This window comes from Pigmentiphaga litoralis (assembly GCF_013408655.1).
GTDB classification, from domain to species: Bacteria; Pseudomonadota; Gammaproteobacteria; order Burkholderiales; family Burkholderiaceae_B; genus Pigmentiphaga; species Pigmentiphaga litoralis_A.
This window is the reverse complement of the sequence record NZ_JACCBP010000001.1, coordinates 2,714,938-2,730,640: the sequence shown is the minus strand read 5'-3', so window position 1 is coordinate 2,730,640 and position 15,703 is coordinate 2,714,938. Positions and strand designations below refer to the sequence as shown.

The following is a 15,703-nucleotide window of genomic DNA, read 5'->3' as shown; positions in this document are numbered from 1 at the left end:
CCGTCAATCCGCCTTGATGTTCCCGTCCTTGACGACCTTGCCCCACAGCGCCATTTCCTTTTGCAGATAGGCGCTCATCTCCTGCGGCGTCGAGTCCACGATCTGCACGCCTTCTTCCGCAAAGCCGGCCTTCAGCGCCGGGTCACGCAGCACCTTCACCAATTCCCTGTTGAGGGTGTCCAGCGTGGCGGGCGGCGTGCCCGCAGGCGCGGCATACCCCCACCACGCCGTGGCGTCGTAGCCCGGATAGCCTGCTTCAGCAACCGTCGGGACGTCGGGCAGCGCCGCAATGCGCTGGGTACCCGTCACCGCCAGCGGACGGGCGCGCCCGGATTTGATGTACGAGACTGCCGCGGTGTACGACGTGAAGGTGAACTGCACCTGCCCGCTGACCATGTCGGTCATGGCCTGCGCCGCGCCCTTGTACGGCACGTGCAGCACGTCGATGCCCGCCATGCTTTTCAGCAACTCGCCCATCAGGTGCGCGCTGGCGCCGTTGCCCGTGGACGAATACGACAGCGTTCCCGGTTTGGCCTTGGCCAGCGCCACCAGCTCGGGCAGTGTCTTGGCGGGTACAGACGCATTGGCCAGCAGGATCAACGGCGCCGATGCCGCCAGGGTGATGAAGTCGAAGCTCTTGGTGCTGTCGTAGGGCAGCCTGACCAGGCTCGGGTTGACGGCGTGCGCGGATGACACCTGCAGCAAGGTGTAGCCATCGGCCGGCGCCTTGGCGACGTAATCGGTGCCGATAGTTGCGCCACCGCCTGGTCGGTTTTCCACCACGACGGGCTGCTTGATGTTCTCGGACAGTTTCTGCCCGATGCGCCGTGCCAGCGTGTCGTTGATCGCACCGGGCGTGAAGGGAACGATGATCCGGATGGCTTGCGAGGGGAAGGGTTTGCCGTCCGGGACTGACTGCGCCATGGCGGGTCCCGAAACAGCCATCAGGCCGCCGATCACCCAGGCTGCCCCAGTGAACTTCCCAAGTCCGTTCGTGTTCATGCCGTCTCCCGCTGTACTTATTGTTGTCACGTCTGTGCGTGTCGGGACAGTCTAGGAGCGGAGAGGGGCACGCGATACGGCCAGGTGGGCATAGCTGGTTTGCCGATCACGTTAGGTAAGATCCGTACTCCCACCAACAACCCACATCAAGAGTCGGGGAGACGATCAATGAAACACATAGGGATGGCATTCGCCATTGCCGCAGGCACCGCACTGAGCGGCGCGGCGTCCGCACAACCCATCAGCTTGAGCGACATGGGCTCGTTCCACATTGGTGGCGAGCAGTTCGTCGTATCGGGCGAGCCGATCAAGGAAGTTAAATTCACGGCAGGGGGCGTCCCGCTCAAGATCGATCCCAACGGCACCTACATGGTCGGGCAGATGTACGTGCAGTACTTCATTCCGCAGGCGCCGAAGGGAGCCGTGCCGCTGTTGATGTGGCATGGCGGCGGGCTGTCCGGCGTCACGTACGAGACGACGCCCGATGGCCGCCAGGGCTGGCTGAACGACTTCCTGCGCCGCGGCTGGCCGGTCTACAACTCCGATGCGGTGGAACGTGGCCGCTCGAGCTGGCCGGCGACCGCCAAGCCCGTGTGGGAAGGCGAACCGGTGCTGGTGACCGCGGCGAACGCCTATGAACGCTTCCGTATCGGCGGACCGGATTCGTGGAGCGATGACCCCGCCAAGCGCAAGTTGCTGCCCGGCAGTCAGTTCCCGGCAGACCAGATCCAGCAGTTCGCCCGGCAGTTCGTGCCGCGCTGGACGACCACCGATGTGCCGACGCTCAAGGCCTATCTGGAACTCGTCGACAAGGTGTGCCCGTGCGTGTTGCTGGTGCACAGCCAGGCAGGCAAGTTCGGCATGCAGGCTGCGCAACTGCGCCCTGAAAAGATCCGCGCCGTGGTCGCCGTCGAGCCCGCCGAAGTGGGCGACATGGACAAGGTCGCGGCCATGAAGAACGTGCCGATGATGATGGTCTATGGCGACTACATCGAGCAGGACCTGCGCTGGCCCAAGATCCGCGCGAACGGCGCCAGGTTCGCCGAGGCGGTCCGGCAAGCGGGCGGCCAGGTGGACGAAGTGGACTTGCCCAAGATCGGCATCAAGGGCAATTCGCATATGGTCATGATGGACAAGAACAATCTGGAAGTGTCGGCTGTCATCAACGACTGGCTGGCCAAGCGCGGTCTGTACAAGCCGTGATGGGCTGACACCGCATCACGCGCGGCGGGGCATGTCCAATCCATACAGCTCCGCCGTGTTCTCCCACAGAATCCTTTGCGCCAGCCATTCGGTCTGTTGTGCGCTCCACACCTTGCGCTGATACCCCTGATCGAGCACGACGTTGAGCGAGTCGCGGGCGTAGTGCGCAGCGGCCACATGAAATTCTGGCGCGGCGGTATCGGTGCCGAACAGCAGCTTGTTCGCCGGCAGGATCTCCATCCATTCCGCCAGCTTCTGCCTCAGGTAAAAGTGGTGCAGATAGGGCATCCACGAAAAATCCAGGTAGACGTTGCCGTAGGTCTGGACGAGCGCGGCGCAGTCGCTGGAAAACGGATAGCCGCCATGCAGCAAGGTGATCTTGAGCCGGTTCAAGGACCGCGTATTCAAGAAACCTTCCAGCAAGAACGGTGCGGTGTTGGCCATCAGCATGCCGGGTTCGGGGTGACCCATGCCGACATGCACTTGCAAGGGCAGGCCGCGATCGCACGCAACCTGCGCGGCGCGCCGGGCCAGAAAGTTTTCCAGAGCGCGCCGGTCGCCCGACCTGCCTGCGGCAAACGACTCATACGCAGCTTGCGCCTCCGCCTGCTCGGCACGCCCGAAGTCGATGGGGCGTACATAGGCCGACGCCAGTTTCAATGCGACGGCGCCTTCGTTTATCCGCCGCTCCAGTGACGCATCCACGAACTGCAGATAGGCATCGAAGCTGGCGGGCGGTGTGTCCATGCCGTACTGTTTCAGCTCGGTCCGCAGCACGTTGCCAAAGGTGGTGTGAAAGCGCTGGTATTCAGTGCCTCGCAGCGTCGTCTCGGTAGTGTGAAAGGGGTAAAGATAGGCGTCGACGCGGATCACTTGCCGGTATCGAGTCGGGTTCCAGACCGTGCGATCCAGGTAGGGCACGTCGGTCAGAATGATCGGGGTGTCGGCCAGGTCAGCGGCGGCGTCGTACGTGAACGATGGGCCGCGCGCGCCCCATTCCTGCGCGGTGCGCATCTGCGTGTCCCAGTCGGCATCGGGTCCGTACAACTGCCGGCATCCTTCCCGCAGGGCCGTCGCAAAAAAGGTCGTTGATCTGAACAACAATCCCCGGTCCAGCAGTGTCTGCGTGCCGTGATCGGCCTCCAGCCGCGCCAGCGCGGCGGCGTCCCCTTGGTTGCGGGCCGCAATAAACGCGTCGTAGACCTCGGCCGGCACGTTCGCTTCCATGTGCGCGGTGGCAAAGTGTTCTTCGATCTGCCGCACGGTGCGAAAGCGGCTGACGGACGCATGCGAGTGGTGGTCAATGGCGGGCATGCCGCCCGTGATGTCGGGTATCTGCACTGCGGTCTCCTGGCCGGCGGTCACACTATTCCGGCTTGATGTTTTTGTCTTTGATGATGGCGGCCCACTGCGCGCTTTCCTTGCGGATGTGCGCATCGAATTGTTCCGGCGTGGTGGCCTGCGGGTTCATGCCGAATCCCCGCAGTCGTCCTGGCAGCTCGCCGCCTGACAGGGCGCGTGTCGTCTCGTCGTTGAGCTTGGTGATCACAGGTTGCGGCGTTCCGCCCGGCGCGCACAGGCCATACCAGGAATTGACGTCGAACCCCTTCAAGCCGAGTTCATTCAGGGTCGGGACGTCAGGCAGGTGCGGCGATCGTTCCAACGATGTCACCGCCAGCGCACGCACCTTGTCCGGGTGGTCCTTGATGTAGGTGCGCGCGGACGGCAGTGGGTTGAAGTAGAAGTCGACGTGGCCGCCCAGCAGATCGGCGATGACGGATTGCGCGCCTTTGTACGGCGTGTGCACCGCGGACAATCCGGCTTGCCGCAGGAACAGTTCGGCGGCCAGGTGTGTCACGTTGCCGACGCCCGCCGACGCAAAGAAGGCCTTGCCCGGATTGGCCTTGAGGTAGGTTGCGAATTCCGCGTAATTCCTGGCAGGCACGCGCGCACTTGCGACCAGCACCATGGGCGCCGTTGCAATCAGCGATACGGGCACGATGTCTTTGCCAACCGTGTAGGGCAGGTTGGTTTGCAGATTGGGGTTGATGGTGATCGGGCCGGGGGAACAGATCAGCAGCGTGTGGCCGTCGGGCGCCGACTTGGCGACATAGCCGGTGCCGATCTGGCCATTGGCGCCGCCCTTGTTTTCGACCACGTAGTGCTGCCCCCAGGTGGCCGTGAAGTGATCGCCCAGGCCGCGCGCGACCGGATCCAGGTCGCTGCCGGCAAAGAAGGGGACCACGATCTTCAACATCTTGTTCGGGTAGGTCTGCGCAGGGACATGGGTGGGAAGGGCTGCCAGCGCACAAAGCGTCGCGATACGGGCAAGAGTTTTCATGAGTCGGATGCCTTCAGAACGCCGTTGATGGGAAGTATCGGGGTCACGCGATAGAAAAATTGTAGCGCTACAATTTTGTCCGCACAAGCATTTATCTGAGGGTCATGCGGCAGTCCGGTCATGACCTGCGGGTTATGCTTGCCCACCTGACAGGCAGGGGCCTGGAAAAGAATGAGCCTATGAAGTCCACGATGGCCGACGTTGCCGCGGCTGCCGGCGTATCGCCGATGACCGTCTCCAACTGCTACAAGCACCCGCACAAGGTCCACGCAGAGACCCGCGAGAAGGTGCTCGCCACGGCGGCCGCGCTGGGCTATGTGCCCAATCTCATCGCCAGCAGCCTGGCCTCGGGCCACAACCGCACGATCACGGCAGTGGTGCCGTCATTGAGCAACTCGAGTTTTGCCAGAACGCTGGAGGGCTTGGGCGATTTCCTTGAGTCGCAGCGATACGAGCTGCTGTTGGCGGTGGCGGAAGACCCGCAGCGCGAGACGCAGGTGATCCGCGGCATTCTCGGGAGGCGGCCGGCCGGGATCGTGCTGACAGGGGGCGAGCACACGCAAGAGACCATCCGGCTCATTCAGCAGTCAGGCGTTCCCGTGGTCGAGACATGGTTGTCGAGCGCACCCAGCATCGACATGGCCGTCGGCTTTTCCTTGTCTGACGCCGCGTACGACATGACGCGGCTGGTGATCGACAAAGGACTGCGCCATATTGGTTGGGCGGGGCACAACCTGCCCGACAGCCAACGCTATCTGCAGCGTCAGCAAGGGTTCCAGAAGGCGATGGAAGAGGCCGGCTTGCGCTCGGATCTGATCCACTTGACCGCGGAATCCGAAGGCTTTGCCGGAGGACGTCTGGCGATTGAAGCCTTGCTGAAAAAGGAGCGCCGCCTGCAGGCACTGTGCTGCGTGACGGATGTCGTCGCCGCGGGCGCGTTGTTCGAATGCGCGCGTCGTGGGTGGAAGGTGCCTGCCCGCTTCGCCGTAGCGGGCTATGGGGACTACCAGATCGCCGCCGAGGTGCCGCCGGGTCTGACGTCGGTCAAGACCAACGGCGCGGGCATTGGCCGCGCGGCGGGCGAACTGCTGGTGCAGAAGATCGAGACCGGCCAGGTCGACGATCGCGTGCGGCGTGTGCCTTACGAGATCATCGTGCGCGGCAGCGTCTGAGCATCAGCGGTTTCCTTCAGCGCCCGTCCCGCGGCAGGAACACCAGCACCAGCAATGAACACACCCCCGCGCACAGAAACGCCAGGTCATAGCGGCCGCTCGATGCAATCGCAATCGCAAACGCCGATGGCGCGACGATGTTGACGAACGTGACGAGGATCGACGATCCGGCCGCGGTCTCGGACACCAGGTCGGGCGGCGAGCGGCGGGCGACCTCGGCGATCTGCACGCCATTCCAGCTCGCGGCCGTGCAGCCTGCCACGAAGGCCAGCAGCAGGATCGTCCAGAGCGGCCAGTCGGGCTGGATGAAGCCGAGCAGGGCGGTCGTGCCCGCGGAAAAGATGGCCGCCAGCGACAGGGTGGCCGTCGCCGATTGCAGGCGGTCCGAGATCCAGCCCAGCGCGATCCGTCCGAGCACGCCGCCCAACTGCATCACGGCAAAGATGGCGCCGGCCAGGCTCAGTGAAAAGTTGAGACTGTCAACGAGATAGATGACGGTGAAGGCGAACCAGCAGCTTTGCGCGACAGCGAACAGGCTGCCGACGATGGAGATGTTGAGCAGGCCCCGGTTGTGTCCCAACGATGCCAGCGGCACGGCAAGCGATCGCAGCGAGTGCAGGCTGAGCGCGTACCACGGGCGGCCGGAAACGCCGGGCCGCCGTTCGTCGATGGTGTCGCTCAGTCTCCATGTCAGCGCGGTGGGGAGCAGCACGATGACGGCACAGGCGCACAGGGCGACTCGCCAGCCGGCGACGGCGATGATGCCGGGGATCAGGAGTCCCGCCAGGATGCCGCCCAGCGGCACGCCGGCCTGCTTGATCGAGAACATCAGGTTGCGCTTGCCGGGGGGCGAGTAACGCTGCAGGACTTCGCTGCCGGCGGGGTTGGCGGCGCCGTTGCTCATGCCCATGGCGATGCAGGCGGCCAGCGCCACATGCACGCTCGGGTAGACGAACAGGGCCATGCAGGCCGCGCCAAGGATCAGGGTTAGCTGCAGGGTGCGCGTGCCGCCAAGCCGCCGCAGCAGAGCGGCGCCGGCGACCAGCATGACGAGGCCGCCCAGGGCGTTGCCGGCGGTCAGGTAGCCGATGGAACTGCCGCTCCATCCGAATTCGGCGGAGATGGCGGGCACGATGATGGGGATGAGGCGCGACAGGAAAGCCGCGATGGTCTGGAGGGCGAAGATTGCTGCCACAGGCACGAGCCAGGTAGGAGCGTTGCGTTTCATGAGGCCTGGAGATGAACGACGGGGACGGTCTTGGGTCTGCGCAGTGTACTGAGGATCGACACTCAGTACACTGCACACAACCGAAAGCGGCATGTTACCCGTCTGCCGCACCATCCGTTTACGCTCCGGAGCCCTTAGTCGATGCATCACCTGTTGCCGCGCCTGGTCGCGTTCGTTCTTGCCGCCGTCGTGACTGGCGCTCTGGCAAGCATCGTGCAGACGCAGTTCAACCTTGCGTCGCTACTTGCCTTCGGGGCGCCGGTCACGACGGCGTTGCGTGGCCTGACGACAATGGAAGACCTGGCGCGGTTCGGCCCCGTCATGGCGGGCATCGCCGCGGTGGCCTTGCTGCCCGCGTTCGCGGTGGCCCACGTCGTCGGCCGCGTCGTGCATGCCAGATGGCACAAGGGACTGCTGATGCTGGCCGGCCTGTGCGGCATGGCGGTGGCGTTCTGGTTGATGGCGTCGGTCATTCCCATGCCACCGCTGTTCGCGATCCGCCGCCTGCCGGGCTTTGTGTCGATGTCATTTACGGGCGTGGTCGGTGGACTGGTGTACGCGGCGGTCAGGGCAAGAAGCCGGTCCCGCAGCAACGGTCCGGGTTGGGCGGGCACGCTAGCCACGGCGGGGGCGATCCTGCTGGTGCCGGTGGTGGCATTCATCGTGATGGCCCCGCCGCGGGGTGTCCCGCCCGCGCCTGCCGATCCGGCAACGTATCAGGTGCAGACGGTGGCGACCGGGCTGGAACGGCCGTGGTCCGTGGCCTTCCTGCCTGATGGCCGCATCCTGGTGACCGAGATACGCGGGCGCCTTCGTGTCGTGGGCAGCAACGGCGCGCTATCGGAGATCGCGCTCGACGGCATGCCTGCGGGCTTTCATGAAGGCGGCGTGGCGGGACTGATGGAAGTGATGCCCGATCCGGACTTTGCACAGAACCGGTGGCTATACCTGACCATGAGCTATGGGGTGGCCGGCGCGAACGGCACACGGCTGATCCGGGCCACGCTGGACGGCGATCGGATCAAGGACGTCAGGATCCTGTTCAACGGCACGCTCAAGACCCGGGCCGGCAACAACGGCGGACGCATGGCGTTCCTGCCCGACGGCACGCTGGCGCTGACCGTGGGTGACGGCAACCTGCAACGCGAAGCGGCCCAATCCACCCATGACCATCAGGGCACCGTCGTCAGGATCGACCGGGAAGGACGCGCGCCTGCCGACAATCCTTTCGTGCACGTGACCGGCGCCTTGCCCGAGATCTACAGCCTGGGGCACCGCAACGCGCAAGGGATCGCGGTCGATCCCGATACCGGGGACCTGCTCATCTCGGAACATGGCCCGCGCGGGGGCGACGAGATCAACCAGATCGTTGCGGGCGGCAACTATGGCTGGCCCATCGTGACGGGCGGCATCGACTATCCCTTTCCTCGGGTCACGCCGTTCAGGCGCCTGGAAGGCTACCTGAATGCGCAGCTGGAATGGACGCCGTCCATTGCGCCGGCGGGGCTGGCGGTCTACACCGGTGCGCTGTTTCCGCAGTGGCGCGGCGATCTGCTGGTGCCGGCCCTGAAAGAGCGATCGGTACGCCGGGTGATCCGCCGGGAGGGCCGTATCGTTGGCCAGGAACTGCTGCTGGCGGACCTGAAGCTGCGCATGCGCGACGTCAAGGTTGCGCCTGACGGGTCGGTCTATGTACTGACCGATGGCGCGGATGCCAGGCTGCTGCGGCTGGTGCCGTCCTGAAACGCTTCAGTCTTTTCCCTCGGCAATCACCAGCAGCACCGACGCCGGCACCTTGCCGAGCGACGTGATCTTGTGCGGGATGCTGGAGTTGAAATGCACGCTGTCGCCCGCCTTGAGCGTCTCGGTGCGCCGCGCCAGCTGCAGCGTGATGCTGCCCTTCAGCACGTACAGGATTTCTTCCCCCTGATGATGGCTCATCGGATGGTTGCGGGTCGGCTCGTCAGTCGGGTTGACCACGAAGGCGACCATCTTGTGGCCGGGCAGGGTGCCCGACACCAGGCGCGGAGTGCGTGCCGCGCCGGACGCAGACGCGGCCGATGAGGCGGGCGGCGCCCGGTTGATCACCACCGGGTCATCTTCGTGCGACTCGGAAAACAGCGCCTCGACCTGGACCCCCAATACTTTCGCGATCCGCAGTGCGGCGCCGATCGATGGCGTCGATACGCCGCGTTCCAGCTTCGACAGATAGCTGCGTGTCAGCTCCGTCTGTTGCGCGAGTTCTTCAAGCGTCAAGCCGGCCTGCACGCGCAACAACTTCAATTTCAAAGACATCTATTTCCTAAATGACACTTGTGTCCTACACTAAACACGGGTTCTGGACGTTGATCGAAGTTGGAGCCGGCTCGCGGCCGCTCCGTCACCGGGGATAGGTATGACGCTCACCAAGCGCTGTCTTGCAGCAGTTTTCATTGCCTTATGTAGCACCGCAACGGGCGTGGTGCAAACCGCCGCCGCCGCGGACGCCAATTATCCCAACAAGCCGATACGGCTGATCATTCCGTTTGGCGCAGGTGGCATTACCGATGTGGCTGGCCGCATGATCGGGCAGTACCTGGGCGAAGCCTTGTCCCAGCAGGTCATCATCGACAACCGGCCAGGCGCGGGCGGATCGATCGCCGCGCAGGCGCTGGTGGGCGCCAAGCCCGACGGCTACACGCTGCTGCTCGGGACGGTCGGCACGCAGGTCGTCAACAAGATGCTCTACAGCAAGCTGAGTTACGATCCGGCCGCCATGACGCCGGTGTCCCTGGTCAGCAACTCGCCGTATGTGATCGCCATCAACGGCATCGACGGGGTTGACGATCTGCAGGGCCTGGTGCGATACGCCAAGGCCAACCCGGGCCGCCTGAACTTCGGGTCGGCCGGCAACGGCAGCTCGCCGCACCTCGGCATCGAACTCTTCAAGCTGGCGACACAGACCGACATCGTGCATGTCCCGTTCAAGAGCGGCGCCGAGGCGGTCAACGCCGCGGTGGGCGGGCAGGTCAACATCGTTATCGACGCGCTCCCGGTGATCGATCCGCAGGCCAAGGCGCAGCGGCTCAAGATCCTGGCGATTGCCGCCGCCGAACGCAGCCCGGCCGCGCCCAACCTGAAGACAAGCGTCGAGCAGGGCCTGCCACAGTTCCAGATCGGATCGTGGAATGCGCTGGTGGCGCCCAAAGGCACGCCGGACGCAGTCGTTGACGTGCTCAACAAGGCGCTGGCCACGGCGCTGAAGCGGCCGGAACTGATGGCGCGGCTGACCGACATGGGCATCGAGACCTTGCCCACGGGGGTCGCCGCCTACCAGCAACACGTCGCCAGCGAAACCGCGAAGTGGACCAAGGTGATCCAGACCGCGGGCACCCGGCTCGATTGAGGCGCGATCACCATGCTGCTCTATGACACCCTGCGATCGGGCAATGCGTGGAAGGTCAGGTTGATGGCCAGCCTGGTTGGCGTGCCGCTCGAACGCCGCACGCTGTCGATTGACCGCGGCGATCTGGCCCAGCCGGCCTTTCTGGCGGTCGCGCCGCTCGGCCATGTGCCCGTGCTGCGGCTGCCCGACGGGACGCATCTGGCCGAATCGCTTGCGATTCTCCACTATCTGGCGCAGGGCACCCCGTGGTGGCCGGATGCCTTGCCCGCGCAATCGTCGGTGCTGACCTGGCTGTCGTTCGAGCAGGATCGCCACATGAAACCGCTGGCACAATTACGCCTGCTGCTGGCCCTGCACCCAGGCGGCGATCCGCTCGGGGCCACCTGCATTGCGCACGCCAGGGCGGCGCATGCCGCGCTGGGCGTGCTCGACACGCAGCTTGCGCGGCAAGGCCAGGATGGCTGGGTAGCCACGCCGGATCATCCGAGCATTGCCGACGTGGCGCTGTATCCCTACACCTGCATGGCGCCAATGGGCGGCATCGCATTGAACGACTACCCGGCCATCCGGGCGTGGCTGGACCGCATGGAACACCTGCCGGGCTACCAGGCACTGTTTCCGGGCCAGCCCGAGCGCAATCTTTCCACACAAGAACAACCTTAGGGACATCATGAACCGAACCGATACCTTTGAGCTCGACAAGGCGACGCTGGTGGCCGACTCCACCGTCCAGCTCGACAAGCAATTCCAGGACAGCCGCTACACGCTGCGGCAGAAGCTGGCGCTGACGTGCCGCATTCTGTTCGACAACGGACATGACTCGGGCCTGGCGGGGCAGATCACGGCGCGTACCGGTACGCCGGGGCAGTTCTTCACGCAGCAACTGGGCCTGGGCTTCGATGAAATTGCGGACAGCAACCTGTTGTTGGTCGACGAAGACTTGAACGTGCTTGAAGGCGACGGCATTCCGAATCCGGCCAACCGTTTCCATTCCTGGGTCTACCGCGCGCGGCCCGACGTGAACTGCATCATCCACACGCATGCGGTCTACGCCGCCGCGCTGGGCATGCTGGAACAGCCGCTGGTCATTTCGCACATGGACAACTGCGTGCTGTATGACGACGTTGCGTTTGTCGGCAAGTGGCCCGGCATTCCCGTCGGCAACGAAGAAGGCGAGTTCATCTCGGCGGCCCTGGGCGACAAGCACGCCTTGCTGCTGTCCCATCACGGGCTGTTGATCGCTGGCTCAACCGTGGAAGAAGCGTGCGTGCTGGCGATCGCCTTCGAGCGCGCGGCGCGTATGCAATTGCTGGCCATGAACGTCGGCGAGATCCAGCCGATCGACCCCGCCCTGGGCCGCGAGGCGCATGACTGGGTGCTGCGTCCGAAGCGCAACACCATCGCGTTCGAGTACTACGCGCGGCGGTCGCTCAAGGACGCGCGCAACGCGGATTGCCTGCGCTGAAGCACCCCGATACACGCGGTACACATCCATGACGCATCCGGCGTGTTGCATTGCGCAATTCGCCGTGAGGATGCCGTTAGACTTTGTCCAGTCGGCCGCTGCGCCGGGTACTGGACAAATAGATGAGTGTGTCAACCAAACCGGGCGCCGCCGAGCAGCGCCAGCATTCCCGCGAGCAACTGCTGCACCTTCTTGCCGAAGCGGCCGAGCTGGAGCACAACCTGCTGTGCTGCTATCTGTATGCCGTCTTCAGCATGAAGCGGAAGGGGCAACCGGGGGTGACCGATGCCCAGGCCGACACGGTCCATGCGTGGCGCACGTCCATCATGCAGGTGGCGATGGAGGAGATGGTGCATCTTGCGCTCGTCGCCAATCTGACCGTGGCGGTGGGCGGCCGGCCGCATTTCAATCGCCCGAACATGCCGGTATCGCCGCTGTATCACCCGGCCAATATCGTGGTCGAACTCGCACCCTTCAACGTCGATACGATCGAACACTTCATCTTCCTGGAACGGCCGGAAGGGTCTGACGTCAAGGATGGCAAGTCCTTTGCCGATGCGGCTGGCGACTATCATCGTGGGCCGCACCCGGCCGCGTCGGTCATGCCCAGTGCGATGGACTACGACACCATCGGCGACTTCTACGAGCGGCTGCGCACCTGTATCCAGGATCTGGCCAGGGACCTGGGTGAAGCCACCCTGTTCTGTGGCGGCGTGGCGGGACAGCTGAGCCCCACCCAGCTCGACATGCCGGGTGTTCGGGCCGTGGCGACGCTGGATGACGCGATGGAGGCGATCGACACCATCGTCACGCAAGGCGAGGGCGGGAAGTCGGATCACGACACCTCGCACTACAACCGGTTCGTTGCCATTCGCAAACAGTTGATGGCCTTGTCGGACGCGGATCCGGCCTTCGTTCCCGCCTGGCCTGCGGCGCGCAACCCGCTGATGCGCAAGCCGGCGGACGGTGCGCGCGGTGTGCATGTCAGCGCCGTGGCGGCGGCGCAGGTTCTGGATCTGGCCAATGCGGTGTACGGGCTGATGCTGCGGGCCCTGGCTGCCGCCTGGGGAAAGCACGTGCCCCTGCCCGATGGCGCCCTGCGGCCGGAACGCGCGCTGGACCTGGCGATGCGATTGATGGGCATCGTTGCCGGGTTAGGCGCGCACCTGTGCACCTTGCCCTTGTCGGATACGGATGCCGGCACGACCGCGGGCATGACATTTACCATGCTGAGGGCGACCGATGCGATCCTGGCCCACTGCGAGCAGGCCTGGATCGCCGAACGTCTGCAGGACGTGGTGCACACGGCGCGGCGGATCGCGCAAGCGGAGCCCGCGCTGGCCGCCACGGTGGGCAGGCTGGAGGCCATTGCCGGGGACTACGCCTGATCAACCGTACCGCGGTCAGATCGGATACCCGACAATCGCCTTGACCTCCAGGTATTCCTCGAAGCCGAACACGCCGAATTCCCGCCCGTTGCCGGACTGCTTGTAGCCGCCGAAAGGCAGGCTGCGGTCGAACGGCGCGCCGTTGAGGTACACCCGGCCGGCTCGGATGCGGCTGGCGACTTTGCGAGCATGCTGAAGATCCGTGCACTGAACGAATCCGGCCAGCCCGAAAGGCGTGTCGTTGGCAATCGCCACGGCGTCGTCCTCGGTGTCGTAGGACAGGATGGACAGCACCGGACCGAAAATCTCTTCGCGCGCGATGCGCATGTCCGGGGTGACATCGCCGAACACGGTCGGGCGGACGTAGTAGCCGTGTTCCAGTCCGTCGGGCCGCCCCAGGCCGCCGGCCACCAGGGTCGCGCCGTCGTCGATGCCGGCCTGGATCAACGCCTGCACCTTGTCGTACTGCGCCTGGCTGACCAGCGGCCCCATGGTGGATGCCGGCGACAGCGGGTCGCCCAGGCGGATGCTGGCAATGGCCTCGCGCGCCGCGTCGAACGCCACATCCCGGTGGATACGCGGGATCAGCATGCGTGTCGGCGACTGGCAGTTCTGGCCCGCGTTGGTGTTGCAGGCATGTACCCCGGCGATCACCGCCGCCCGGATGTCCACATCGGGCATCAGGATGTTGGCGGACTTGCCGCCCAGTTCCTGCGCCACGCGTTTGACCGTGTCCGCGGCCAGTTTTGCCACGCGAATGCCTGCACCCGTCGATCCGGTAAAGGACACCATGTCGATGCCGGGGTGCGCCGCGATGGCCTCACCCACGGTCGGCCCATCGCCGTTCACCAGGTTGAACACGCCGGCGGGCAGTCCGGCCTCGTGCACGATTTCTGCGAACAGCATCGCGCTGAGCGGCGCGATCTCACTGGGCTTGAGCACGACCGTGCAACCGGTGGCGATGGCGGGCGCGACCTTGGACGCCACCTGGTTCAACGGCCAGTTCCACGGCGTGATAAGGCCGCAGACACCAATGGGCTCGCGCCGCAGGATGCCGCTGCCCATCTTTTCTTCGAACGGAAATTCCGCCAGCACGCGCAGCGCTTCTTCAAAGTGGAAGAGGGCAACGGTTGCCTGGCGCTCGGTCGAAAACGTGATCGGCGCGCCCATCTCCAGCGTCATCATGCGGGCGAGTTCCGGCAGGCGGGCACGGAAGCCGTCGATGATGCGGCGCAGGTAACCCAGGCGTTCTTCGACAGGGGTCCCGGCATAGGTGTCGAAGGCGCGGCGGGCGGCATCGACCGCGCGATCCACGTCCTGTTTCGACCCCAGGCTGATGCGCGCAAAGGCGGTTTCGGTGGCCGGGTTGATGACGTCCAGGGTCGCCGGCACGGCCGGGTCGACCCAGGCGCCGTCGATGTAGAACTTCAGATGATCCATGGTGAGGTGCCCGATGCGGTGGTGGTTGATAGCCCTTCGAATGTGCCGGTTCAGTCGACCGTGATGCGGGCCGACTCGACCACGACCTTCCATTTGGCGGCTTCGCTGCTCATCTGTTCGCTCAGTTGCGCGGGGGTCCCCGCCAGCGGCGCCATGCCCAGTGACGCCAGCTTGGCCTTGCCTTCCGCCGAGCGCGTATAGGCGTTGATCTCTTTGTTCAGGGAGTCGACGATGGCCTTGGGCAGTCCGGCCGGACCGACCATGGCGCTCCATACGGTGGCTTCCAGGTCGAGCCCTTGTTCCGCGGCGGTCGGCACATCGGGCATGCCCACGAAGCGGGCCTTGGACGTGACGGCCAGCGCTTTCAGCCGATTGGCCTGGATGTTCGGGATCAGCGAGGTCACCGGCGCCGTCACGGCGTCGACCGTGCCGCCGATCGCGTCCGCCATGGCGGGTGCGTCACCCTTGTAGGGCACCGACTGCAGCTTGGCGCCGGTGTGCATCCGCAGGTATTCGACGGCCAGGTGCCCGATGGTCCCGTTGCCGGGGTTGGATACGGTCATGGCGTTCGTGCGGGTCTTGCTGAGCGCCACCAGGTCCTTGAGCGAGTTGGCCTGCACCGAGGGGTTGACGGCCATGACCAGCGGGATTTCGCCGATCAAGGCGATCGGGGTCAGGTCCTTTTCCGCATCGAAGGGCATCGGTTTGTACAGCCACTTGTTGTTGGCCAGGGGGCCCGACGTCGCCAGGCCAAGGATGTAGCCATCGGGCGCGGCTTTGGTGACAAAGTCGACGCCGATGTTGCCGCCCGCGCCGGCGCGGTTTTCCACCACGAATTGCTGGCCGTAACGGGTGCTGAGGTGCTGGGCGATCTGCCGGGCCACCAGGTCGGAACTGCCGCCCGGCGCGAACGACGCGACGATACGGACCGTCTTGTTGGGCCAGTCGCCCTGCGCGTGCGCAAGGCCGTGGAAGGCAAAGAGGGCGCCCAGGGCGCAGACGATGGTGCGGCGCAATGGCAGGAATGTCATGGTGGTCTCCGGAAGGTTTTGTGTTTTTTTTGAGTGTGCTCAAAGTTG

14 protein-coding genes are annotated in these 15,703 nt (G+C 65.0%); 7 read left to right on the top strand and 7 right to left on the bottom strand.

Features of this window, described 5'->3' with window-relative positions; all coding sequences use genetic code 11:
• Positions 1-3: 3 nt before the first annotated feature.
• The gene (locus HD883_RS12260) at positions 4-1,002 is read right to left on the bottom strand and encodes a tripartite tricarboxylate transporter substrate binding protein (RefSeq protein WP_257022156.1); all 999 of its coding nucleotides are present in this window, start codon (positions 1,000-1,002) and stop codon (positions 4-6) included.
• Positions 1,003-1,170: 168 nt separating this feature from the next.
• Here HD883_RS12260 and HD883_RS12255 point away from each other — a divergent pair, with 168 nt between their 5' ends.
• Positions 1,171-2,205, top strand: coding sequence for an esterase (locus HD883_RS12255; RefSeq protein ID WP_179585129.1), 1,035 nt, complete (start codon positions 1,171-1,173; stop codon positions 2,203-2,205).
• 15 nt (positions 2,206-2,220) lie between these two features.
• On the opposite strand, the gene HD883_RS28015 is transcribed toward HD883_RS12255, so the two are convergent.
• Positions 2,221-3,546 carry an amidohydrolase family protein gene (locus HD883_RS28015; RefSeq protein WP_179585131.1) on the bottom strand — a complete coding sequence of 442 codons (1,326 nt, stop codon included), beginning with the start codon at positions 3,544-3,546 and terminating at the stop codon, positions 2,221-2,223.
• A 25-nt stretch (positions 3,547-3,571) separates the two neighbouring features.
• Positions 3,572-4,546, bottom strand: coding sequence for a Bug family tripartite tricarboxylate transporter substrate binding protein (locus tag HD883_RS12245; protein WP_179585132.1), 975 nt, complete (start codon positions 4,544-4,546; stop codon positions 3,572-3,574).
• Between the two features lie 179 nt (positions 4,547-4,725).
• Here HD883_RS12245 and HD883_RS12240 point away from each other — a divergent pair, with 179 nt between their 5' ends.
• Positions 4,726-5,718, top strand: coding sequence for a LacI family DNA-binding transcriptional regulator (locus HD883_RS12240; RefSeq protein WP_179585134.1), 993 nt, complete (start codon positions 4,726-4,728; stop codon positions 5,716-5,718).
• Positions 5,719-5,734: 16 nt separating this feature from the next.
• Here HD883_RS12240 and HD883_RS12235 read toward each other — a convergent pair whose 3' ends face one another.
• Positions 5,735-6,946 carry an MFS transporter gene (locus HD883_RS12235; protein WP_179585136.1) on the bottom strand — a complete coding sequence of 404 codons (1,212 nt, stop codon included), beginning with the start codon at positions 6,944-6,946 and terminating at the stop codon, positions 5,735-5,737.
• Between the two features lie 141 nt (positions 6,947-7,087).
• Here HD883_RS12235 and HD883_RS12230 point away from each other — a divergent pair, with 141 nt between their 5' ends.
• Positions 7,088-8,689 (top strand): PQQ-dependent sugar dehydrogenase, encoded by a 1,602-nt coding sequence (locus tag HD883_RS12230; protein WP_179585139.1) that lies wholly within the window; start codon positions 7,088-7,090, stop codon positions 8,687-8,689.
• A 6-nt stretch (positions 8,690-8,695) separates the two neighbouring features.
• Here HD883_RS12230 and HD883_RS12225 read toward each other — a convergent pair whose 3' ends face one another.
• Positions 8,696-9,241, bottom strand: a complete 546-nt coding sequence (locus HD883_RS12225) for an XRE family transcriptional regulator (RefSeq protein ID WP_179585141.1) — start codon at positions 9,239-9,241, stop codon at positions 8,696-8,698.
• Between the two features lie 100 nt (positions 9,242-9,341).
• Between HD883_RS12225 and HD883_RS12220 the strand changes: the two genes are divergently transcribed.
• The 4 genes from HD883_RS12220 to HD883_RS12205 all read left to right on the top strand — a co-directional run bounded on the left by HD883_RS12220 (position 9,342) and on the right by HD883_RS12205 (position 13,184).
• On the top strand, positions 9,342-10,331 hold the full coding sequence (locus HD883_RS12220) for a Bug family tripartite tricarboxylate transporter substrate binding protein (protein WP_179585142.1): 990 nt from the start codon (positions 9,342-9,344) through the stop codon (positions 10,329-10,331).
• Between the two features lie 12 nt (positions 10,332-10,343).
• Positions 10,344-10,994: a glutathione S-transferase family protein gene (locus HD883_RS12215; protein ID WP_179585144.1), complete on the top strand. Its 651-nt coding sequence runs from the start codon at positions 10,344-10,346 to the stop codon at positions 10,992-10,994.
• 7 nt (positions 10,995-11,001) lie between these two features.
• Positions 11,002-11,796, top strand: a complete 795-nt coding sequence (locus tag HD883_RS12210) for an aldolase (RefSeq protein ID WP_179585146.1) — start codon at positions 11,002-11,004, stop codon at positions 11,794-11,796.
• A 122-nt stretch (positions 11,797-11,918) separates the two neighbouring features.
• Positions 11,919-13,184, top strand: coding sequence for a ferritin-like domain-containing protein (locus HD883_RS12205; RefSeq protein WP_179585148.1), 1,266 nt, complete (start codon positions 11,919-11,921; stop codon positions 13,182-13,184).
• 15 nt (positions 13,185-13,199) lie between these two features.
• On the opposite strand, the gene HD883_RS12200 is transcribed toward HD883_RS12205, so the two are convergent.
• Both HD883_RS12200 and HD883_RS12195 read right to left on the bottom strand, forming a co-directional pair.
• Entirely contained in the window at positions 13,200-14,624 is a 1,425-nt protein-coding gene (locus HD883_RS12200) for an aldehyde dehydrogenase family protein (RefSeq protein WP_179585150.1), read from the bottom strand.
• Positions 14,625-14,674: 50 nt separating this feature from the next.
• Positions 14,675-15,655: a Bug family tripartite tricarboxylate transporter substrate binding protein gene (locus HD883_RS12195; protein ID WP_179585164.1), complete on the bottom strand. Its 981-nt coding sequence runs from the start codon at positions 15,653-15,655 to the stop codon at positions 14,675-14,677.
• Positions 15,656-15,703: the final 48 nt, after the last annotated feature.